This window comes from Streptomyces sp. HM190, from assembly GCF_009857135.1.
GTDB classification, from domain to species: Bacteria; Actinomycetota; Actinomycetes; order Streptomycetales; family Streptomycetaceae; genus Streptomyces; species Streptomyces heilongjiangensis.
Map to the genome: position 1 here is coordinate 6,123,823 of NZ_CP047318.1, position 16,476 is coordinate 6,140,298.

Here is a 16,476-nt window from a genome sequence, read left to right on the forward strand (position 1 = left end):
CGGGACGCCCCGTGGCTCGGGGCCGGGGGTGCGTTGGCTGTGCGGGTGGGTGGGGGTTGTTCGCGCCCACGCGGCGGAGCCGCATGTGTCACCGCTCCGCGCCCCTGAGAAGCGACCGGGGCTGCGCCCCGTGCTCCTCAGCCGAAGGCCGGGCCGCGGGCCCAAGCTTCAGGGGCGCGGGGAACTGCGCGACAAGCCCCCACCCACCCGCACGAACCCACACAGCCGAACCAGCCCCCGGACCACCGCGGGGGTCCGGGGACGGCAGCCCCCGGAAAACCCCGGCCCCCGAACACCTACGCTTCGACGTGTGAACGAACTCTTCGACTTCGGCCCCGCCACCGGCATCGGCTCCATGCCCGGCGGCGACGCCAGAGAGGCCGCCAAGACCGTCACCGGCACCTTCGAGTGGCCGGACACGGGCATGCCGTACCTGCCGGAACTCCCCGCCCGCGGCCCCGGCGCCGACATGATCGGACGCACCGCCGGCCTGCTGGTCGAGCTGTACGCGCGCGTGGAGCCCAGCGGCTGGCGGCTCGGCGACCGGCCCGGCCGGGACACCCGCCGCGCGGTCTCCTGGCTCGGCGAGGACCTGGACGCGCTGGAGGAGTTCACACAGGGCTACGAAGGCCCGCTCAAGGTGCAGGCCGTCGGCCCGTGGACCCTCGCCGCCGCGCTGGAGCTGAAGAACGGCGAGGCGGCGCTCTCCGACCCCGGTGCCTGCCGGGACCTCGCCGGCTCGCTCGCCGAGGGCCTGCGTCTGCACCTCGCGGAGGTACGGCGCCGCGTCCCCGGCGCCCGCGTCGTCCTCCAGCTCGACGAACCCTCCCTGATCGCCGTCCTGCGCGGCCAGGTGAAGACCGCCAGCGGCTACCGCACCCACCGCGCCGTGGACCGCCAGCACATCGAGGCCACCCTCCGTGACGTCATCGGCGTCCACACCGACCCCGGGGCGGTCGTCGTGCACTCCTGCGCCCCCGACGTGCCGTTCGCGCTCCTCCGCAGGGCCGGCGCCGCCGCCGTCTCCTTCGACTTCGCGCTGCTCACCGAGCGTGACGACGACGCGATCGGGGAAGCCGTGGAGGGCGGCACCAGACTGCTGGCCGGTGTCGTGCCCACCACGGAGGGCCCATTGTCGGACCCTGCCGGTAGCGTCATGGGGGTCAGGACGTTGTGGCGCAGGCTGGGGCTGCATCCGGGGCTTCTCGCGGACGCCGTCACGGTCACTCCGTCGTGCGGCCTCGCCGGGGTCTCCCCGGCGTACGCGCGCCGGGCGCTGGCCCATTGCGTCCAGGCGGCGAGATCCCTCGCGGACAACCCAGAGTAATGGGAGGACAACACGGTGGCCGGCGACAAGGACGCACAGCCCACATCGGTACCCGCCGAGGCAGCGGTGCCCGCCGAGGCCCGCGAGAAGCACGCGCGGCTCGCCGAACAGATCGAGGAGCACCGCTTCCGGTACTACGTGAAGGACGACCCCATCGTCAGCGACGCGGAGTTCGACGAACTCCTGCGCACGCTGGAGGCGTTGGAGGACGAGTACAGCGAGCTGCGCACGCCGGACTCGCCGACGCAGAAGGTGGCCGTCGAGTACGAGACCGACCTCGCCGAGGTGGAGCACCGCGAGCGCATGCTCTCCCTCGACAACGTCTTCGACGACGAGGGCCTCGCCGCCTGGGCCGAGCGCGTCGCCAAGGACGTCGGCACCTCCGACTACCACCTGCTGTGCGAGCTCAAGATCGACGGCCTCGCGGTCAACCTCACGTACGAGGACGGCAGGCTCACCCGGGCCGCCACCCGGGGTACCGGGCGGACCGGCGAGGACATCACGCCCAACGTCATGACCATCGCCGAGATCCCGCACCGGCTGAAGGGCGACCGCGTCCCCCGGCTCGTCGAGATCCGGGGCGAGGTCTACTTCCCGATGGAGGCCTTCCAGGGCCTCAACGAACGCCGGGTGGCGGCCGGCGAGAAGCCGTACGCCAACCCCCGTAACTCCGCCTCGGGTTCACTGCGCCAGAAGGATCCCAAGGTCACCGCCACCCTGCCGCTGCACATGGTCGTCCACGGCATCGGCGCCCTGGAGGGTTTCGACGGCGGCTTCACCCGCCTCTCCGAGGCGTACGACCTCCTCAAGTCATGGGGCCTGCCCACCGCCGAGCACAACAGGGTGGTCGACGACCTCGACGGCGTACGGGAGTTCATCGCCCACTACGGCGAGCACCGCCACTCCGTGGCGCACGAGATCGACGGCGTGGTCGTCAAGCTCGACGAGATCCGGCTCCAGGGACGTCTCGGATCCACGGCCCGCGCACCCCGCTGGGCGATCGCGTACAAGTACGCGCCGGAGGAGGTCAACACCAAGCTCATCGACATCAAGGTGGGTGTCGGCCGTACCGGCCGGGTCACCCCGTACGCACAGGTCGAGCCCGTCACCGTGGCCGGTTCGGAGGTCGAGTTCGCGACCCTGCACAACCAGGAGGTCGTGAAGGCCAAGAACGTCCTCATCGGCGACACGGTCGTCATCCGCAAGGCCGGTGACGTCATCCCCGAGATCCTCGGGCCGGTCGTGTCGCTGCGCGACGAGAACGAGACCCGCCCGTTCGTGATGCCCACCGAGTGCCCGGAGTGCGGTGAGCCCCTGGCGCCCGCCAAGGAGGGCGACATCGACGTGCGGTGCCTCAACTCCCGCAGTTGTCCGGCCCAGTTGCGTGAGCGTCTCTTCTACCTCGCCGGCCGCAAGTGCCTCGACATCGAGCACTTCGGCTACGTGGCCGCCGCCGCGCTCACCAAGCCCCTGGAGCCGTCCGAGCCGCCGCTCCTCGACGAGGGCGACCTGTTCGACCTCACCATCGAGCAGTTGCTGCCCATCAAGGCGTACGTCCTCGACCAGGACAGCGGTCTGCCCAAGCGGGACCCGAAGACCGGCGAGGAGAAGCAGGCCCTGGTCTTCGCCAACAAGGAGGGCGGGCCCCGCAAGAACGCGCTCGCGATGCTGGAGAACATCCAGGCCGCCAAGAACCGGCCGCTCGCCCGCATCCTCACCGGTCTGTCGATCCGGCACGTCGGCCCGGTGGCCGCCGAGGCGCTCGCGCGCGAGTTCCGCTCCATCGACGCCATCAGGGAGGCGAGCGAGGAGCAGCTCGCCGCCACCGAGGGCGTCGGCGCCATCATCGCCGCTTCCCTGAAGGAGTGGTTCGCGGTGGAGTGGCACCAGGAGATCCTGCGCAAGTGGAAGGCCGCAGGCGTCCGTATGGAGGACGAGGGCGCCGGCGAGGAGCAGGGACCCCGCCCCCTCGAAGGGCTCACCGTCGTCGTCACCGGCACCCTCGAACACCACACGCGCGACGGCGCGAAGGAGGCCCTGCAGAGCCGGGGAGCGAAAGTGACCGGCTCCGTTTCGAAGAAGACCTCGTTCGTCGTGGTCGGCGACAACCCGGGGTCCAAGTACGACAAGGCGATGCAGCTCAAGGTTCCGGTCCTGAACGAGGACGGATTCGCGGTGCTGCTCGAACAAGGACCGGAAGCGGCGTCGGAAGTGGCGCTTCCGACCGAGGAGTAGGGGTTGAAGGCCACCCGTTCGGCGCATACCAGATGCATATGGGTGGCCGGTCGCATTCGGGCAACCGACGTAGACCGTTGCCCGTGAAAGCCTTGTGCGGCCTACTGTTGAGGTGTGCGCCTGCCGTGCCCGGTCGCGTGGCGGGTTCTCGGACGCGGTGCCGCCCCAGGGTTGTCGGGAGCGACGGGCCGCGTGGCGTGGGCACCGCCGGCTGTGAGAGGGACGGGAATGGAACCGACCGAGAGCGTCGCCCCGGGCTCACGGCTGCGTCCGCGCCGTGTGTCCGGGGCCTGGCGATGGGGGCGCTCCCTGCTCATGGGGGGACGCCCGTTCGAGGGAACCCGAGAGCGCGTCGGTGACCGGGAGCCGACGGCGCACCCCCGATCGGAGCAGTCGCCGGGCCGCGCGGTCGCCGCCGGCCCCGGCCTTCTCGTCCCCGCCCCGGCGCAGCTCACCGTCGGCACCGGCACCGCCCCACGCGCCACGGGCACGCTCGGTGACGGCCGTGGCCACGGCCTGCCCGGCCACGACACCGAACGCCCACTGTCCTGGCCCGCCCTGCCCGCCGCTGTCGTGGGCCTCGCCGGCGCGATCCTGGGCGCCGGGTTCTACCGGGCGTTCGCCGGCCAGCACGCGCTCTTCCCGTCCGGCGCGGTCGGCTGGGCCCTCGCCCTGCTCGCCGGCGTCATCGTCGGCCACCTCGTCGCCATGGGCCGCGCCCGCTGGTGGGGCGGCACCGGTTCCGGCGCCGCCCTCACCCTCGCCGTCCTGATCCTCTACGGCTGGCTGCCGGCCGGCATGGTCAGCCTCACCGTCGTCGTCCTCGTCGGCATCGCCCGCCGGGGCCGCTGGCGCCAGGGCGTGCTGCACGGCGCGGTCGACATCCTCGGCATCGGCGCCGGAGCCCTGATCCTCCGCCTCTTCGGCCGCGTCCCCTCGGTCGAGCAGCCCTGGGACCCGGAGAGCTGGAACCTGTACGCGGCGCCCCAGGTGGCGCTCGTCGCCGTCGCCTACCTCACCGTCACCCGCGCCCTGCTGTGGTATCTGGCGGCACCGCGCGGCGGTCTCCCCACGGTCGCCCGCACCGCCCTGGTCCGGCAGGGCCTCGTCGCCGTCGCGCTGTTCGGCATCGCCCCCCTGATCTGCGTCGTCGCCGCGGCCCAGCCCCTGCTGCTGCCGCTGTTCGCCATCCCGCTCATCGCGCTCGACTCCACCCTGTGGATCGCGCGTGCCCGGGCGGAGGAACAGCTCCGCGACCCGCTCACCGGCCTGCCCAACCGCCAGTGGCTGCTGGAACGGACCTGGACCGCCCTGGACGACGCCGAACGCATCGGCGCGCGCTCCGCCCTGATGCTGATCGACCTCGACCGCTTCCGGTCCGTCAACGACACCCTCGGGCACCTCGCGGGCGACCGGCTGCTGCTGCAGATCGCCGAGCGGCTGCGGGTCGCGCTGCCGCGCGGGGCGGAGGCCGCACGGCTCGGCGGCGACGAGTTCGCCGTCCTGCTGCCCGTCGCCGACTCGACGACCTCCGCCTCCCGTGTCGCCCGCAACCTCGTCGCCGCGCTCGGCTCCCCGCTCGACCTCGACGGGCTCACCCTCGTCCTGGAGGCCAGCGCCGGGCTCGCCGTCTTCCCCGACCACGCGCTCGACGCGGAAGGGCTCCTCAGACGGGCGGACGTGGCGATGTACCAGGCGAAGCGGGACCGCACCGGCGTCGAGGTCTACGAGTCCAAGCGGGACTCGAACACCCCGGACCGGCTCGGCCTCCTCGGCGACCTGCGGCGCGCGCTCGACGCGCAGGAGGTCGAACTGCACTACCAGCCGAAGGTCCGCTTCGACGGACAGGTGGCCGGACTGGAGGCGCTCGTGCGCTGGGTGCACCCCGAGCGGGGGAAGGTGCCGCCGGACGAGTTCATAGCGATCGCCGAGTCCTCCGGGCTGATGCCGCACCTCACCGAGTACGTCCTGGAGACGGCCCTCGGACAGGTGGCCCGCTGGCGCGCCCAGGGACTGCACGTACCGGTCGCCGTGAACGTGTCGCCCCGTGACGTCCACACCCCCGGCTTCGCGGGCGCGGTCGCCGCGCGGCTGGCCCGGCACGGAGTTCCCGCGGGAGCGCTCCAACTGGAGATCACGGAACACGTGCTACTGGAGGACCCGCAGCGGGCCGCGGACACCCTGGCCGGGCTGACCGGGCACGGGGTGAAGATGTCGCTCGACGACTTCGGGACCGGGTACTCCTCGCTGGTCCACCTGCGGCGCCTGCCCGTGAGCGAGCTGAAGATCGACCGTTCGTTCGTGGCGCGGCTCGCCGTCGACACGGAGGACGCGGAGATCGTGCGCTGCACCGTCGACCTCGCGCACTCCCTGGGCCTGCTGGTCGTCGCGGAGGGCGTCGAGGACGACGAGACGTGGGAGCGGTTGCGCGATCTGGGCTGCGACGCCGTCCAGGGGTGGCTGGTCGCCGCGGCGATGCCGCCGGACGAGACCACGGCGTGGCTCCGGGCCCGGGGGTCGCGAGGCTGGCAGCGCCCGGCGGCGGCCCTGCCGGCAGCGACGGCGGACGAGTAGCCACCGGGCGCGCACGAGGGAGGGACCGGGGCGCCTCACAGCTCGGGGGTGCGCTGTCCGTTCGGCGGGTGCGGGTCCGTGGGGGCCGTTCGCGCAGTTCCCCGCGCCCCTGACAGGGAACGGGCCTGCGACCCGCCCTCCAGCTGAAAAGCGCGGGGCGCAGCCCCGGTCGCTTATCGGGGGCGCGGGGAACTGCGCGGGAAACCACACACCACCCGCACCCGCCAACGCATCCGTGCCCCCACCCCGTAGGCGCCCGGCCGAGCCCGCGCAGCAAACCCGTGCACGGTCACACCGGCCCGCCCCATAGGATTGGCGCCAAACCACATCGCACTCACCCCAGAGGATCGCTGCATGCCTGGCATCACGCGCGAGGAGGTCGCCCACCTCGCCCGGCTGGCGCGTCTGGAGCTGAAGCCCGAAGAGCTCGACCACTTCGCAGGCCAGCTGGACGACATCATCGGCGCGGTCGCCCGCGTCAGCGAGGTCGCCGACCAAGACGTCCCGCCGACCTCGCACCCGCTGCCGCTGACGAACGTCATGCGCGCGGACGAGGTCCGTCCGTCGCTCACCCCCGAGCAGGCGCTCTCCGGCGCCCCGGCCCAGGAGCAGCAGCGTTTCAAGGTGCCGCAGATCCTGGGGGAGGACTGATCACGTCATGACCGACGCCATCATCAAGCTCACCGCGGCTCAGATCGCCGCGAGGATCGCCTCCGGCGAACTCACCGCCGTGCAGGTCACCGAGGCCCACCTGGCCCGGATCGAGGCCGTCGACGAGAAGGTGCACGCCTTCCTCCACGTCGACCGCGAGGGCGCCCTCGCCCAGGCCCGTGCCGTGGACGAGAAGCGGGCGCGGGGCGAGAAGCTCGGTCCCCTCGCCGGTGTCCCGCTCGCGCTCAAGGACATCTTCACCACGGTCGGCGTCCCGACCACCGTGGGCTCGAAGATGCTCGAAGGGTGGATCCCGCCCTACGACGCCACCCTCACCAAGCGGCTGAAGGACGCGGACGTCGTCATCCTCGGCAAGACCAACATGGACGAGTTCGCCATGGGGTCCAGCACCGAGAACAGCGCCTACGGCCCGACCGGCAACCCCTGGGACCTCACCCGGATCCCCGGCGGATCCGGCGGCGGCTCCTCCGCCTCCCTCGCCTCCTTCCAGGCGCCCCTCGCCATCGGCACCGACACCGGCGGCTCGATCCGCCAGCCGGCCGCCGTCACCGGCACGGTCGGCGTGAAGCCGACGTACGGGGCCGTCTCCCGGTACGGCATGGTCGCCTTCTCGTCCTCCCTCGACCAGGGCGGGCCCTGCGCCCGTACGGTCCTGGACGCGGCGCTCCTGCACGAGGTCATCGCCGGTCACGACCCGATGGACTCCACGTCCATCGACGCGCCGGTCCCGCCGGTCGTCGAGGCCGCCCGCAACGGCTCGGTCGCCGGGATGCGCGTGGGCGTCGTCAAGCAGTTCCGCGGCGAGGGCTACCAGGCCGGTGTGGTCCAGCGGTTCGACGAGTCCGTCGAGCTGCTGCGGGAACTGGGCGCCGAGATCGTCGAGCTGGACTGCCCGTCGTTCGACCTGGCGCTGGCCGCGTACTACCTGATCGCGCCGAGCGAGTGCTCCTCGAACCTCGCCCGCTTCGACGGCCTCCGCTACGGCCTGCGGACCGGCGACGACGGCTCGCACTCCGCCGAGGAGGTCACCTCCCTCACCCGTGAGGCGGGCTTCGGCGCCGAGGTGAAGCGCCGCATCATGCTCGGCACGTACGCCCTCAGCTCCGGCTACTACGACGCGTACTACGGCAGCGCCCAGAAGGTCCGGACGCTCATCACCCGCGACTTCGAGAAGTCGTTCGAGAAGGTGGACGTCATCGTCTCCCCGACGACGCCGACCACCGCCTTCCCGATCGGTGAGCGCGCCGACGACCCGATGGCGATGTACCTCGCCGACCTGTGCACCATCCCGACCAACCTCGCGGGCAACGCCGCGATGTCCCTGCCCTGCGGTCTCGCGCCGGAGGACGGGTTGCCGGTCGGGCTCCAGATCATCGCCCCGGCCCTGAAGGACGACCGTCTCTACAAGGTCGGCGCCGCTGTCGAGGCCGCCTTCGTGGAAAGGTGGGGGCACCCGCTGCTCGAGGAGGCTCCGTCGCTGTGAGTGCACTGACCAAGGCCAAGGGCTTCAAGAAGTCCAAGTCCGGCACGTATCTGTCCATGGCCGCCACGGCGTTCGGCGCGATCGGTGTCGCCAAGCGCCTCAAGACCGCCCGCGCCGAGAAGGACACCCTGGTCCTGATCGACGCCACCGTGTCCGCCGTCGCCATCGTCACCGGCCTCGCCATCCTCTACCGCGAGCTGAAGCGGCTGGGCGACGACGACGTCCTGCTGGGCTGAGAGGGAAGTTTCACCGTGACCACCACGACCGACCTGGTGTCGTACGAGGACGCACTCGCGTCGTACGACCCCGTCATGGGCCTTGAGGTCCATGTCGAACTCGGCACCAAGACGAAGATGTTCTGCGGCTGTTCGACCGAACTCGGTCAGGACGCCAACACGCAGACCTGCCCTGTCTGCCTCGGCCTGCCCGGCGCGCTCCCCGTCGTCAACGCGACCGGTGTGGAGTCCGCCATCAAGATCGGTCTCGCGCTGAACTGCGAGATCGCCGAGTGGTGCCGTTTCGCCCGGAAGAACTACTTCTATCCGGACATGCCGAAGAACTTCCAGACCTCCCAGTACGACGAGCCGATCGCCTTCGACGGCTACCTCGACGTGCAGCTGGAGGACGGCGAGGTCTTCCGTGTGGAGATCGAGCGCGCCCACATGGAGGAGGACACCGGCAAGTCGACCCACGTCGGTGGTGCCACCGGCCGTATCCACGGCGCCTCGCACTCCCTCCTCGACTACAACCGCGCGGGCATCCCGCTCATCGAGATCGTCACCAAGCCGATCGTCGGTGCCGGGGAGCGCGCGCCGGAGGTCGCCAAGGCGTACGTCCGGGAGCTGCGCGAGGTCATCAAGGCGCTCGGCGTCTCCGAGGCCCGCATGGAGATGGGCCAGATGCGCTGCGACGTGAACCTGTCGCTGCGCCCGCACGGCACCGAGAAGTTCGGCACCCGTTCGGAGACGAAGAACGTGAACTCGCTGCGGTCCGTGGAGCGCGCGGCCCGCTTCGAGATCCAGCGGCACGCGGCCGTCCTGAGCAGTGGCGGGACGATCATCCAGGAGACCCGGCACTTCCACGAGGACACGGGGTCGACGACCTCGGGCCGGGTGAAGGAGGAGGCCGAGGACTACCGCTACTTCCCCGAGCCCGACCTGGTGCCGGTGGCGCCCTCGCGCGCGTGGGTCGAGGAGATCCGGTCCGCGCTGCCCGAGCTGCCGCTGGTCCGCCGCAACCGGCTCCGCGAGGAGTGGGCCGTCAGCGGCACCGACATGCAGGCGATCCTCAACGCGGGCGCGCTGGAGCCGATCGTCGCCACCATCGAGGCCGGGGCGGACGCCGCCTCCGCCCGCAAATGGTGGATGGGTGAGCTGGCCCGCAGCGCCAACGAGTCGGGCAAGGCGCTCGACGAGCTGGCGATCACGCCGGCGCAGGTCGCCCGGGTCACCGAGCTGGTCGCGAAGGGTGACCTGAACGACAAGCTGGCGCGCCAGGTCATCGAGGGCGTCCTCGCGGGCGAGGGCACCCCGGACGAGGTCGTCGACCAGCGCGGTCTGAAGGTCGTCTCCGACGAGGGCGCCCTGACCACCGCGGTCGAGGAGGCCATCGCCGGCAACCCGGCCATCGCGGACAAGATCCGCGGCGGCAAGGTGGCCGCGGCCGGTGCGCTGGTCGGCGCGGTCATGAAGGCCACGCGCGGCCAGGCGGACGCGGCCCGCGTCAAGGAACTGATCCTGGAGAAGCTGGGCGTCGGCGAGGGCTGAGCACACCCCGAAGGGCGGTGCGTCGGGGCGCGCACCGCCCTTCGCTGTGTGCTCGGGTGTGACGCAGGGCGACAGAGTGACGTCATCTGTCCTGTGAGCTGCCTCGCATCTGATGTGAGGAGACCCTCAAAGGGCCCAAACGATCAGTTTCGGGTGCAACAGTTGCCAGGGATCGCTCATGTGTTCTTTGCCTGCCGTTCAGCCCCGAATGGGCTGTACGCGGTCAAAGAGCCCCCCATCCCCAGGAGCACGTTCCGTGGCAGCCCTAGCACGCTGGTGCGTCCGGCACCGTCTCGTCGCCGTTCTGCTGTGGCTCCTCGCCTTCGCCGGCACCGCCGCCGGCGCGGTGGCGGCGGGCGCCGCGTACTCGAACGACTACAAGACGCCCGGAACCGAGTCCAGCCGTGCCACCGAGCTCCTGAGCACGGGCTTCCCCGGCGTGAGCGGCGACAACGCCACCGTCGTCTGGCACACCGAGCACGGCTCCGTGCGGGCCGCCGCCGTCGAACAGACGATGACCCGGACCCTCGACGAGATCGCCGGCCTGCCCGGTGTCGCCGCCGTGACCGACCCGTACGACGGTGCCGGCGCCGACCGGATCAGCCGTGACGGGCACACCGCCTACGCGAGCGTGACCTTCGACCGTCCGGCCGGCGACGTGGACAAGGCGCAGGCCGAGGCCGTCGTCGACACCGCGAAGGCCGCCGGGTCCCACGACCTGCAGGTGGAGCTGGGCGGCGAGGCGATCGGCCTCACCGAGACCTCCGGGGGACACCTCGCCGAGATCGTCGGCGTGCTCGTCGCCGCCGTGGTCCTCTTCCTCGCCTTCGGCTCGCTCGCCGCCAGCGTGCTGCCGATCGCGACCGCCCTGGTCGGCGTCGGCACCGCCTACGCGGGTATCACCCTGCTCGGCCACGTCATGACCGTCGCCGACTTCGCCCCCATGCTGGGCACCCTCATCGGCCTCGGCGTCGGCATCGACTACGCGCTGTTCATCGTCACCCGGCACCGGCGCGGACTGAAACGCGGACTGCCCGTCGAGGAGGCCGCGCGCAACGCCGTCGCCACCACCGGGCGGGCCGTGGTGTTCGCGGGCGCGACCGTGTGCATAGCCCTCCTGGGCATGCTGATCCTGCGGCTCGGCTTCCTCAACGGGGTCGCGATCGCCGCCTCGCTGACCGTGGTCCTCACTGTCGCCGCCTCCGTGACACTGCTGCCCGCGCTGCTGTCCTTCATCGGCATGCGGGCGCTCAGCCGCCGCGAACGCCGCCGTCTGGCGGAGCACGGGCCCGAGCCGGAAGTGCCCACGGGCTTCGCCGCCCGCTGGTCGGCGTTCGTCGAACGGCACCCCAAGAAGCTCGGCGCGATCGCCCTCGTCGTCATGACCCTGCTCGCGCTGCCCACCCTGGGCCTGCGCCTGGGCACCTCCGACCAGGGCAACGACCCGAGGGCGAGCACCACCCGCCAGGCGTACGACCTCCTCGCCGACGGCTTCGGCCCCGGCGTGAACGGGCCGCTCACCCTGGTCACCCACGTCGACGGCGCCGCCGACAAGCTCGCCCTCGACAACCTCGACGCAACCCTGCGCACCACCGAGGGCGTCTCCGCGGTCACCCCGGTCACCTTCAACACCGGCGGTGACACCGCGTACCTCACCGTCGTCCCCGACTCCTCCCCGCAGTCGGAGAGGACCAGCGACCTGGTCGAACGGCTGCGCGACGAGGTGCTGCCGCGGGCCGAGAGCGGTACCTCGCTCGATGTGCACGTCGGAGGGGTGACCGCCGGTTACGACGACTTCGCCGACGTCATCGTCGGCAAGCTGCCGCTGTTCGTGGGGGCCGTGATCGGCCTCGGCTGCCTGCTGCTCCTGCTCGCCTTCCGGTCGATCGGCATCCCGCTGAAGGCCGCCGCGATGAACGTGGCCGCCGTCGCCGCCGCGTTCGGCGTGGTCGTCGCGATCTTCCAGTGGGGCTGGGGGAGCGAGCTGCTCGGCCTCGGCCGGGCGGGCCCGATCGAGCCGTTCCTCCCGGTGATCATGGTCTCGGTCCTCTTCGGGCTCTCCATGGACTACCAGGTCTTCCTGGTCAGCCGGATGTACGAGGAATGGCTGGAGACCGGCGACAACCGGCGCGCGGTCCGTGTCGGCCTCGCCGAGACCAGCCGGGTGATCAACTCCGCGGCGGTCATCATGATCTCCGTCTTCCTCGCCTTCGTGCTGAGCGGCGACCGGGTGATCGCCATGTTCGGCATCGCGCTCGCCGCCGCCGTCGCCCTCGACGCGTTCGTCCTGCGCACGCTCCTCGTCCCCGCCCTGATGCACCTGCTCGGCGGAGCCAACTGGTGGCTGCCCCGCTGGCTCGACCGCCGCCTGCCCCGCATCAGCATCGAGCCGCCCGAGTGCCGCGCCGCCCATGAGAGGCTGGCCGCCGCGACGGACGCCGAGGCGGCGGACGTACTGGCGGGGGACGCCGGAGAGGTAACGAGGCCTCGGACCGCCGACGCGACGGACGTACGGGTGAAGGAGCGACCGCAGGATGTACGCGATATCCCTGGGTGACGACGGGGCCGAACTGCGCCCGCTGGACCCCTGGCACGCCGAGGAGTACCTCGCGCATCTGGAGCGGGGGCGGGAGTTCATCAACCAGTACATCCCCTTCGGGTCGACCGCCACGGACGTCTCCTCCGCACGTGCCGTCCTCCAGCGGTACGCCGACATGCGCGCCGCCGACACCGGCTCCCTGCACGGCATCTGGCTGGAGGGGAAGCTCGTCGGCGGGGTCCTCTTCCTCAACTTCGACGCCGCCAACGCCAACTGCGAGGTCGGCTGCTGGCTCGAACCCGCCGGGACGGGGCGCGGACTCGTCACCCGCGCCATGCGCGTCCTCATCGACTGGGCGGTCGACGTCCGCGGCATCCACCGCGTGGAGTGGATCGCCGCCTCCGGGAACGAACCCAGCCTGAACGTGGCCCGGCGGCTGGGGATGTCGCGGGACGGCGTGCAGCGCGAGCGCCATCCCCATCGGGGGGTCCGGCACGACCTGGAGATATGGTCCGTCCTGGCGCCCGAGTGGCGTACGGCACGCGCGCGTGCCGTGCACAGGGATCGTTAAGAGACCTCTCAGACAACATTCGTACGGTGCGGGGTATGGGAACCAAGACAGTGGACGACGCCGCAGCCGGGACCGGCGCCGAGACGAAGACCGGCGACGAGCCGGTGGACGCGACCGAGCGGGACCCCGCGACGGACGCCGGAGCGCGGGACGCCGACGTCGACGGGACGGACGGGACCGGCGAGAGCAGCGAGTCCGATGCGGCCGACGAGGAGCTCGCGCCGGCCGCCGCCAAGGCGCAACCGGGTGTCGGTCAGGGCGCCGCGGGCATCGTCGCCGTGGTGCTCGGCCTCGTCTCGCTGACCGGCAGCTGGGTCGGCACCGTGGCCCAGGCCCGCAACCAGGTGTTCGGGCAGCTGGAGACCGCGCAGGACGCCGGTGTCGCCACGATGCTCCAGCAGTACTACGGCGACTCGTGGAACGCCAACGCCCTCGTGTCCGGGATCTTCGCCCTGGTCGCGATGCTGGTCGGCGTCGCCGTCCTGGTCCGGCCCGCCTTCGGCGACCCCGACCAGGTGCAGGCGCCCTGGATCAAGTCGGTCGCGTGGGCCGGTGTCTCGGTCGGCTTCATCGGACTGGTGCTCGCCGCCCTGAAGTACTCCGACATCCTGCTGGGTCTGCCGAACACCTGACGTACCCGCCCGAGGAGGGCGCCATCCGAAGGGGCCGCGGGCCCGTCGTGGGGATCCTTACGACGGACCCGGTGCCCCTCACCCGCCCCGATGCCCTCTCCGACGCCCAGCGCGCCGTGGAGTACGCCCGCATGGTCGGCGCCGAGGACATCGAACTCAACGCCCGCCTCACGCTCGGCGGTCTGATGGTCGACGCGGGCGACATGGACGCCGGCATCGCCGAGATGGAAGCGGTACGCCACCGGGTCCTCGAACGCGGACCTGCCGCCGTCGTGGGCCGCAGCCATGTCAACCTGCCCTCCAGCCTGGAGAGCGTCGGCCGCTCCCGCGAAGCCGTCCGCGTCCTGCGCGAGGGCATCGACCTGACCCGGCGGATGGGCCTGTCGGACTCCGAGGCATGGGTCTGGGGCAATCTCGCCGAGTCGCTCGTCTCCCTCGGCCAGTGGGACGAGGCACTCGACGCCGCGAACAGGTCCCGGGGCATCGGCCCGAGCGCCAGACGGCTCGGCGACAGCGCCCTCTGCGTCGCCGCCGTCGCGCTCGCCCGCGGCGACACCGCCGAGGCCCGGCGCCAACACGCCGCCGCCCAAGGCCACTTCGGCACCCACAACCCCATGCCGCAGAACAACCTGCCGCTCTCGCTCCTCGCCATCGGCATCGCCGCCGCCGAGGGCCGCCTCCCCGACGCCCGCGCCGAACTCGCCCGCGTCCTCGACGCCGGCCTCCCCGCCGGAACCCAGCGCTACGCCTGGCCACTGCTGCTCACCGCCGCCGTCGCGGAGGCCGACGCCCGGGGACTGCCCACCGCCGGTCAGGGCCGCGCGGAGGTCCTCGAACGGATCCTCGCGGTGGTCAGGAAGCTCACCACCGGCGCACCGATCTGGCTCGCCCACGAACAGTGGGTGCGCGCCGAACTGCGGCGCGCCGAGGGCCTGATGAGCCCCGACACCTGGGCCGAGGTCGTCACCGCCTTCGAGCCCCTCGAACGCCCCTACGACCTCGCCCGCGTCCGGCACCGGCTCGCCGAGGCCCTCCTCTCGGACGGCGCCGACGACGAGGCCCGGCACCGGGCGACGGAACTGCTCCGGCTGTCCGCCGCCGTCGCCGACCACCTCGGCGCCCGCCCGCTCGCCGAGAGCGTCCACCTCCTCGCCCGGCGCGCCCGCCTGTCCCTCGGCCGCACCGCCGGGCCGGCGCTCGCACCGGCCGACCCCGTCGCCGCCCTCGGCCTCACCGGACGTGAGCACGAGGTCCTGCGTCTGGTCGCCGCGGGCCGCACCAACCGCCAGATCGCCGAGGAACTCTTCATCTCCCCGAAGACGGCCAGCGTCCACGTCTCCCGCATCCTCGCCAAGCTGAGCGTCGGGGGCCGCGGCGAGGCGGCGGCCCTCGCCCATCGGCTGGGGCTGTTCCCGGACGGGGTGGGGGCGGGGCCGGGGCCGCGGTGACCGGGGGAGAGGTGGGGGCGGGCGCCGGGCCCGGCTACTTCACCCGCAGTTCCAGGATTTTGTCGTCGCCGCTCTCCGGGGAGCCCCGGCCGTCCGTCTCGCTGGTGGTCAGCCAGAGCTTGTCGCCGCCGGCGGCGACGACCGTGCGCAGGCGGCCGTACTCGCCCTCCAGGAAGGACTGGGGGTCGGCCGAGACCTTGGTGCCCTGGAGGGGGACGCGCCACAGACGCCGGCCCTTCAGGCCCGCCATCCAGACGGAACCCTCCGCCGTCGCGATGCCGCTCGGGGAGGCGTCGTCGACGCTCCACACGGCCACCGGGTCGACGAAACCGGCCTTGCCCTCCTTGCCCTCCACCTCCGGCCATCCGTAGTTCCCGCCGGGGCGGATCTGGTTCAGCTCGTCCCAGGTGTCCTGGCCGAATTCCGACGCCCACAGGCGCTGCTTGCTGTCCCAGGCGAGGCCCTGGACGTTGCGGTGGCCGTACGAATACACCAAGGAGTCGCCGAAGGGGTTGCCCGGGGCGGGCTCGCCGTCCGGGGTCATCCGGAGGATCTTGCCGCCGAGGGACTTCTTGTCCTGGGCCAGGGGCCCCTCGTAGCGCTCGCCCGTGCCGGCGTACAGCATCTGGTCGGGGCCGAAGGCGATCCGGCCGCCGTTGTGGTTGGTGCCCTTGGGGATGCCACGCAGGATCGTGTCGGGGGCGCCGAGCTGCTCGCCCTCGGGCTTCTGGGGGTCGTACAGCATGCGCACGATGCGGTTGTCGGACTCCGAGGTGAAGTAGGCGTAGATCATGTGGTCGGAGGCGTAGTCCGGGGAGACGGCGATGCCGAGGAGGCCGCCCTCGCCGGCCGCGGCCACGCCGGGGACCTCGCCGAGCTCCGTCCTCCGGCCCGACTCGGTGTCGATCCTGTTGATCGTGCCCTGGTCGCGGGAGGACACCAGGAGGCCGCCCTCGGGCAGGGGGGCCAGGCCCCAGGGGGTGTCCAGGCCCTCGGCCACGGTGCGGACCACTTCGACCGAGCCCTTGGCGGGGGGCGCGGTCTCCTTCTCCGCGCCGCCGGAGGGGGCGGACGAAGGGGCGGAGGCGGTGGAGGAGCCGACGGGGGTCACCGGCTGCTTCCCGTCGTCGGAGGAACAGCCGGCCGTCAGCAGGAGCGCGGACACGGCCAAGGTGGCCGTCACCGCTCGACGTTGCACCATCACGATCCCTTCGACGCGGAGCTTCTCC

11 protein-coding genes and 1 pseudogene are annotated in these 16,476 nt (G+C 72.1%); 11 read left to right on the forward strand and 1 reads right to left on the reverse strand.

Annotated elements, in window-relative coordinates:
* Positions 1-310: 310 nt before the first annotated feature.
* From GSY65_RS26300 to GSY65_RS34550, 11 genes and pseudogenes are all read left to right on the forward strand, one after another.
* Positions 311-1,327, forward strand: a complete 1,017-nt coding sequence (locus GSY65_RS26300) for a methionine synthase (RefSeq protein ID WP_159773287.1) — start codon at positions 311-313, stop codon at positions 1,325-1,327.
* Positions 1,328-1,342: 15 nt separating this feature from the next.
* Positions 1,343-3,562 carry an NAD-dependent DNA ligase LigA gene (gene ligA, locus GSY65_RS26305; protein ID WP_159773289.1) on the forward strand — a complete coding sequence of 740 codons (2,220 nt, stop codon included), beginning with the start codon at positions 1,343-1,345 and terminating at the stop codon, positions 3,560-3,562.
* Between the two features lie 228 nt (positions 3,563-3,790).
* The gene (locus tag GSY65_RS26310; RefSeq protein ID WP_159773291.1) at positions 3,791-6,136 is read left to right on the forward strand and encodes a putative bifunctional diguanylate cyclase/phosphodiesterase; all 2,346 of its coding nucleotides are present in this window, start codon (positions 3,791-3,793) and stop codon (positions 6,134-6,136) included.
* 354 nt (positions 6,137-6,490) lie between these two features.
* The gene (gatC, locus tag GSY65_RS26315; RefSeq protein WP_018531282.1) at positions 6,491-6,787 is read left to right on the forward strand and encodes an Asp-tRNA(Asn)/Glu-tRNA(Gln) amidotransferase subunit GatC; all 297 of its coding nucleotides are present in this window, start codon (positions 6,491-6,493) and stop codon (positions 6,785-6,787) included.
* A 7-nt stretch (positions 6,788-6,794) separates the two neighbouring features.
* Complete coding sequence (gene gatA, locus GSY65_RS26320; RefSeq protein WP_159773293.1) at positions 6,795-8,291, forward strand: Asp-tRNA(Asn)/Glu-tRNA(Gln) amidotransferase subunit GatA; 1,497 nt, start codon at positions 6,795-6,797, stop codon at positions 8,289-8,291.
* Complete coding sequence (locus GSY65_RS26325; protein ID WP_159773295.1) at positions 8,288-8,527, forward strand: hypothetical protein; 240 nt, start codon at positions 8,288-8,290, stop codon at positions 8,525-8,527. Before gatA ends, GSY65_RS26325 begins: the two co-directional genes overlap by 4 nt.
* Positions 8,528-8,542: 15 nt before the next feature.
* Positions 8,543-10,057, forward strand: coding sequence for an Asp-tRNA(Asn)/Glu-tRNA(Gln) amidotransferase subunit GatB (gene gatB / locus GSY65_RS26330; protein WP_159773297.1), 1,515 nt, complete (start codon positions 8,543-8,545; stop codon positions 10,055-10,057).
* Between the two features lie 256 nt (positions 10,058-10,313).
* Positions 10,314-12,614, forward strand: coding sequence for an MMPL family transporter (locus GSY65_RS26335; RefSeq protein WP_159773299.1), 2,301 nt, complete (start codon positions 10,314-10,316; stop codon positions 12,612-12,614).
* A complete protein-coding gene (locus GSY65_RS26340) occupies positions 12,592-13,167 on the forward strand; it encodes a GNAT family N-acetyltransferase (RefSeq protein ID WP_159773301.1) in 576 nt (191 codons plus the stop codon). Before GSY65_RS26335 ends, GSY65_RS26340 begins: the two co-directional genes overlap by 23 nt.
* Before the next feature lie 35 nt (positions 13,168-13,202).
* Positions 13,203-13,799 (forward strand): hypothetical protein, encoded by a 597-nt coding sequence (locus GSY65_RS26345; protein WP_159773303.1) that lies wholly within the window; start codon positions 13,203-13,205, stop codon positions 13,797-13,799.
* Between the two features lie 86 nt (positions 13,800-13,885).
* Positions 13,886-15,247: pseudogene (locus GSY65_RS34550) on the forward strand (LuxR C-terminal-related transcriptional regulator); the annotation flags it as partial.
* 34 nt (positions 15,248-15,281) lie between these two features.
* On the opposite strand, the gene GSY65_RS26355 reads toward GSY65_RS34550, so the two are convergent.
* Positions 15,282-16,448: a PQQ-dependent sugar dehydrogenase gene (locus tag GSY65_RS26355; protein WP_159773305.1), complete on the reverse strand. Its 1,167-nt coding sequence runs from the start codon at positions 16,446-16,448 to the stop codon at positions 15,282-15,284.
* Between the last annotated feature and the right edge of the window lie 28 nt (positions 16,449-16,476).

Excerpts from the sequence above, each read along its gene's own strand:
- GSY65_RS26310 (WP_159773291.1), top strand. The coding sequence starts at position 3,791 with ATGGAACCGACCGAGAGCGTCGCCCCGGGCTCACGGCTGCGTCCGCGC.
- gatC (WP_018531282.1), top strand. The coding sequence starts at position 6,491 with ATGCCTGGCATCACGCGCGAGGAGGTCGCCCACCTCGCCCGGCTGGCG.
- gatA (WP_159773293.1), top strand. The coding sequence starts at position 6,795 with ATGACCGACGCCATCATCAAGCTCACCGCGGCTCAGATCGCCGCGAGG.
- GSY65_RS26340 (WP_159773301.1), top strand. The coding sequence starts at position 12,592 with ATGTACGCGATATCCCTGGGTGACGACGGGGCCGAACTGCGCCCGCTG.
- GSY65_RS26345 (WP_159773303.1), top strand. The coding sequence starts at position 13,203 with ATGGGAACCAAGACAGTGGACGACGCCGCAGCCGGGACCGGCGCCGAG.
- GSY65_RS26355 (WP_159773305.1), bottom strand. The coding sequence starts at position 16,448 with ATGGTGCAACGTCGAGCGGTGACGGCCACCTTGGCCGTGTCCGCGCTC.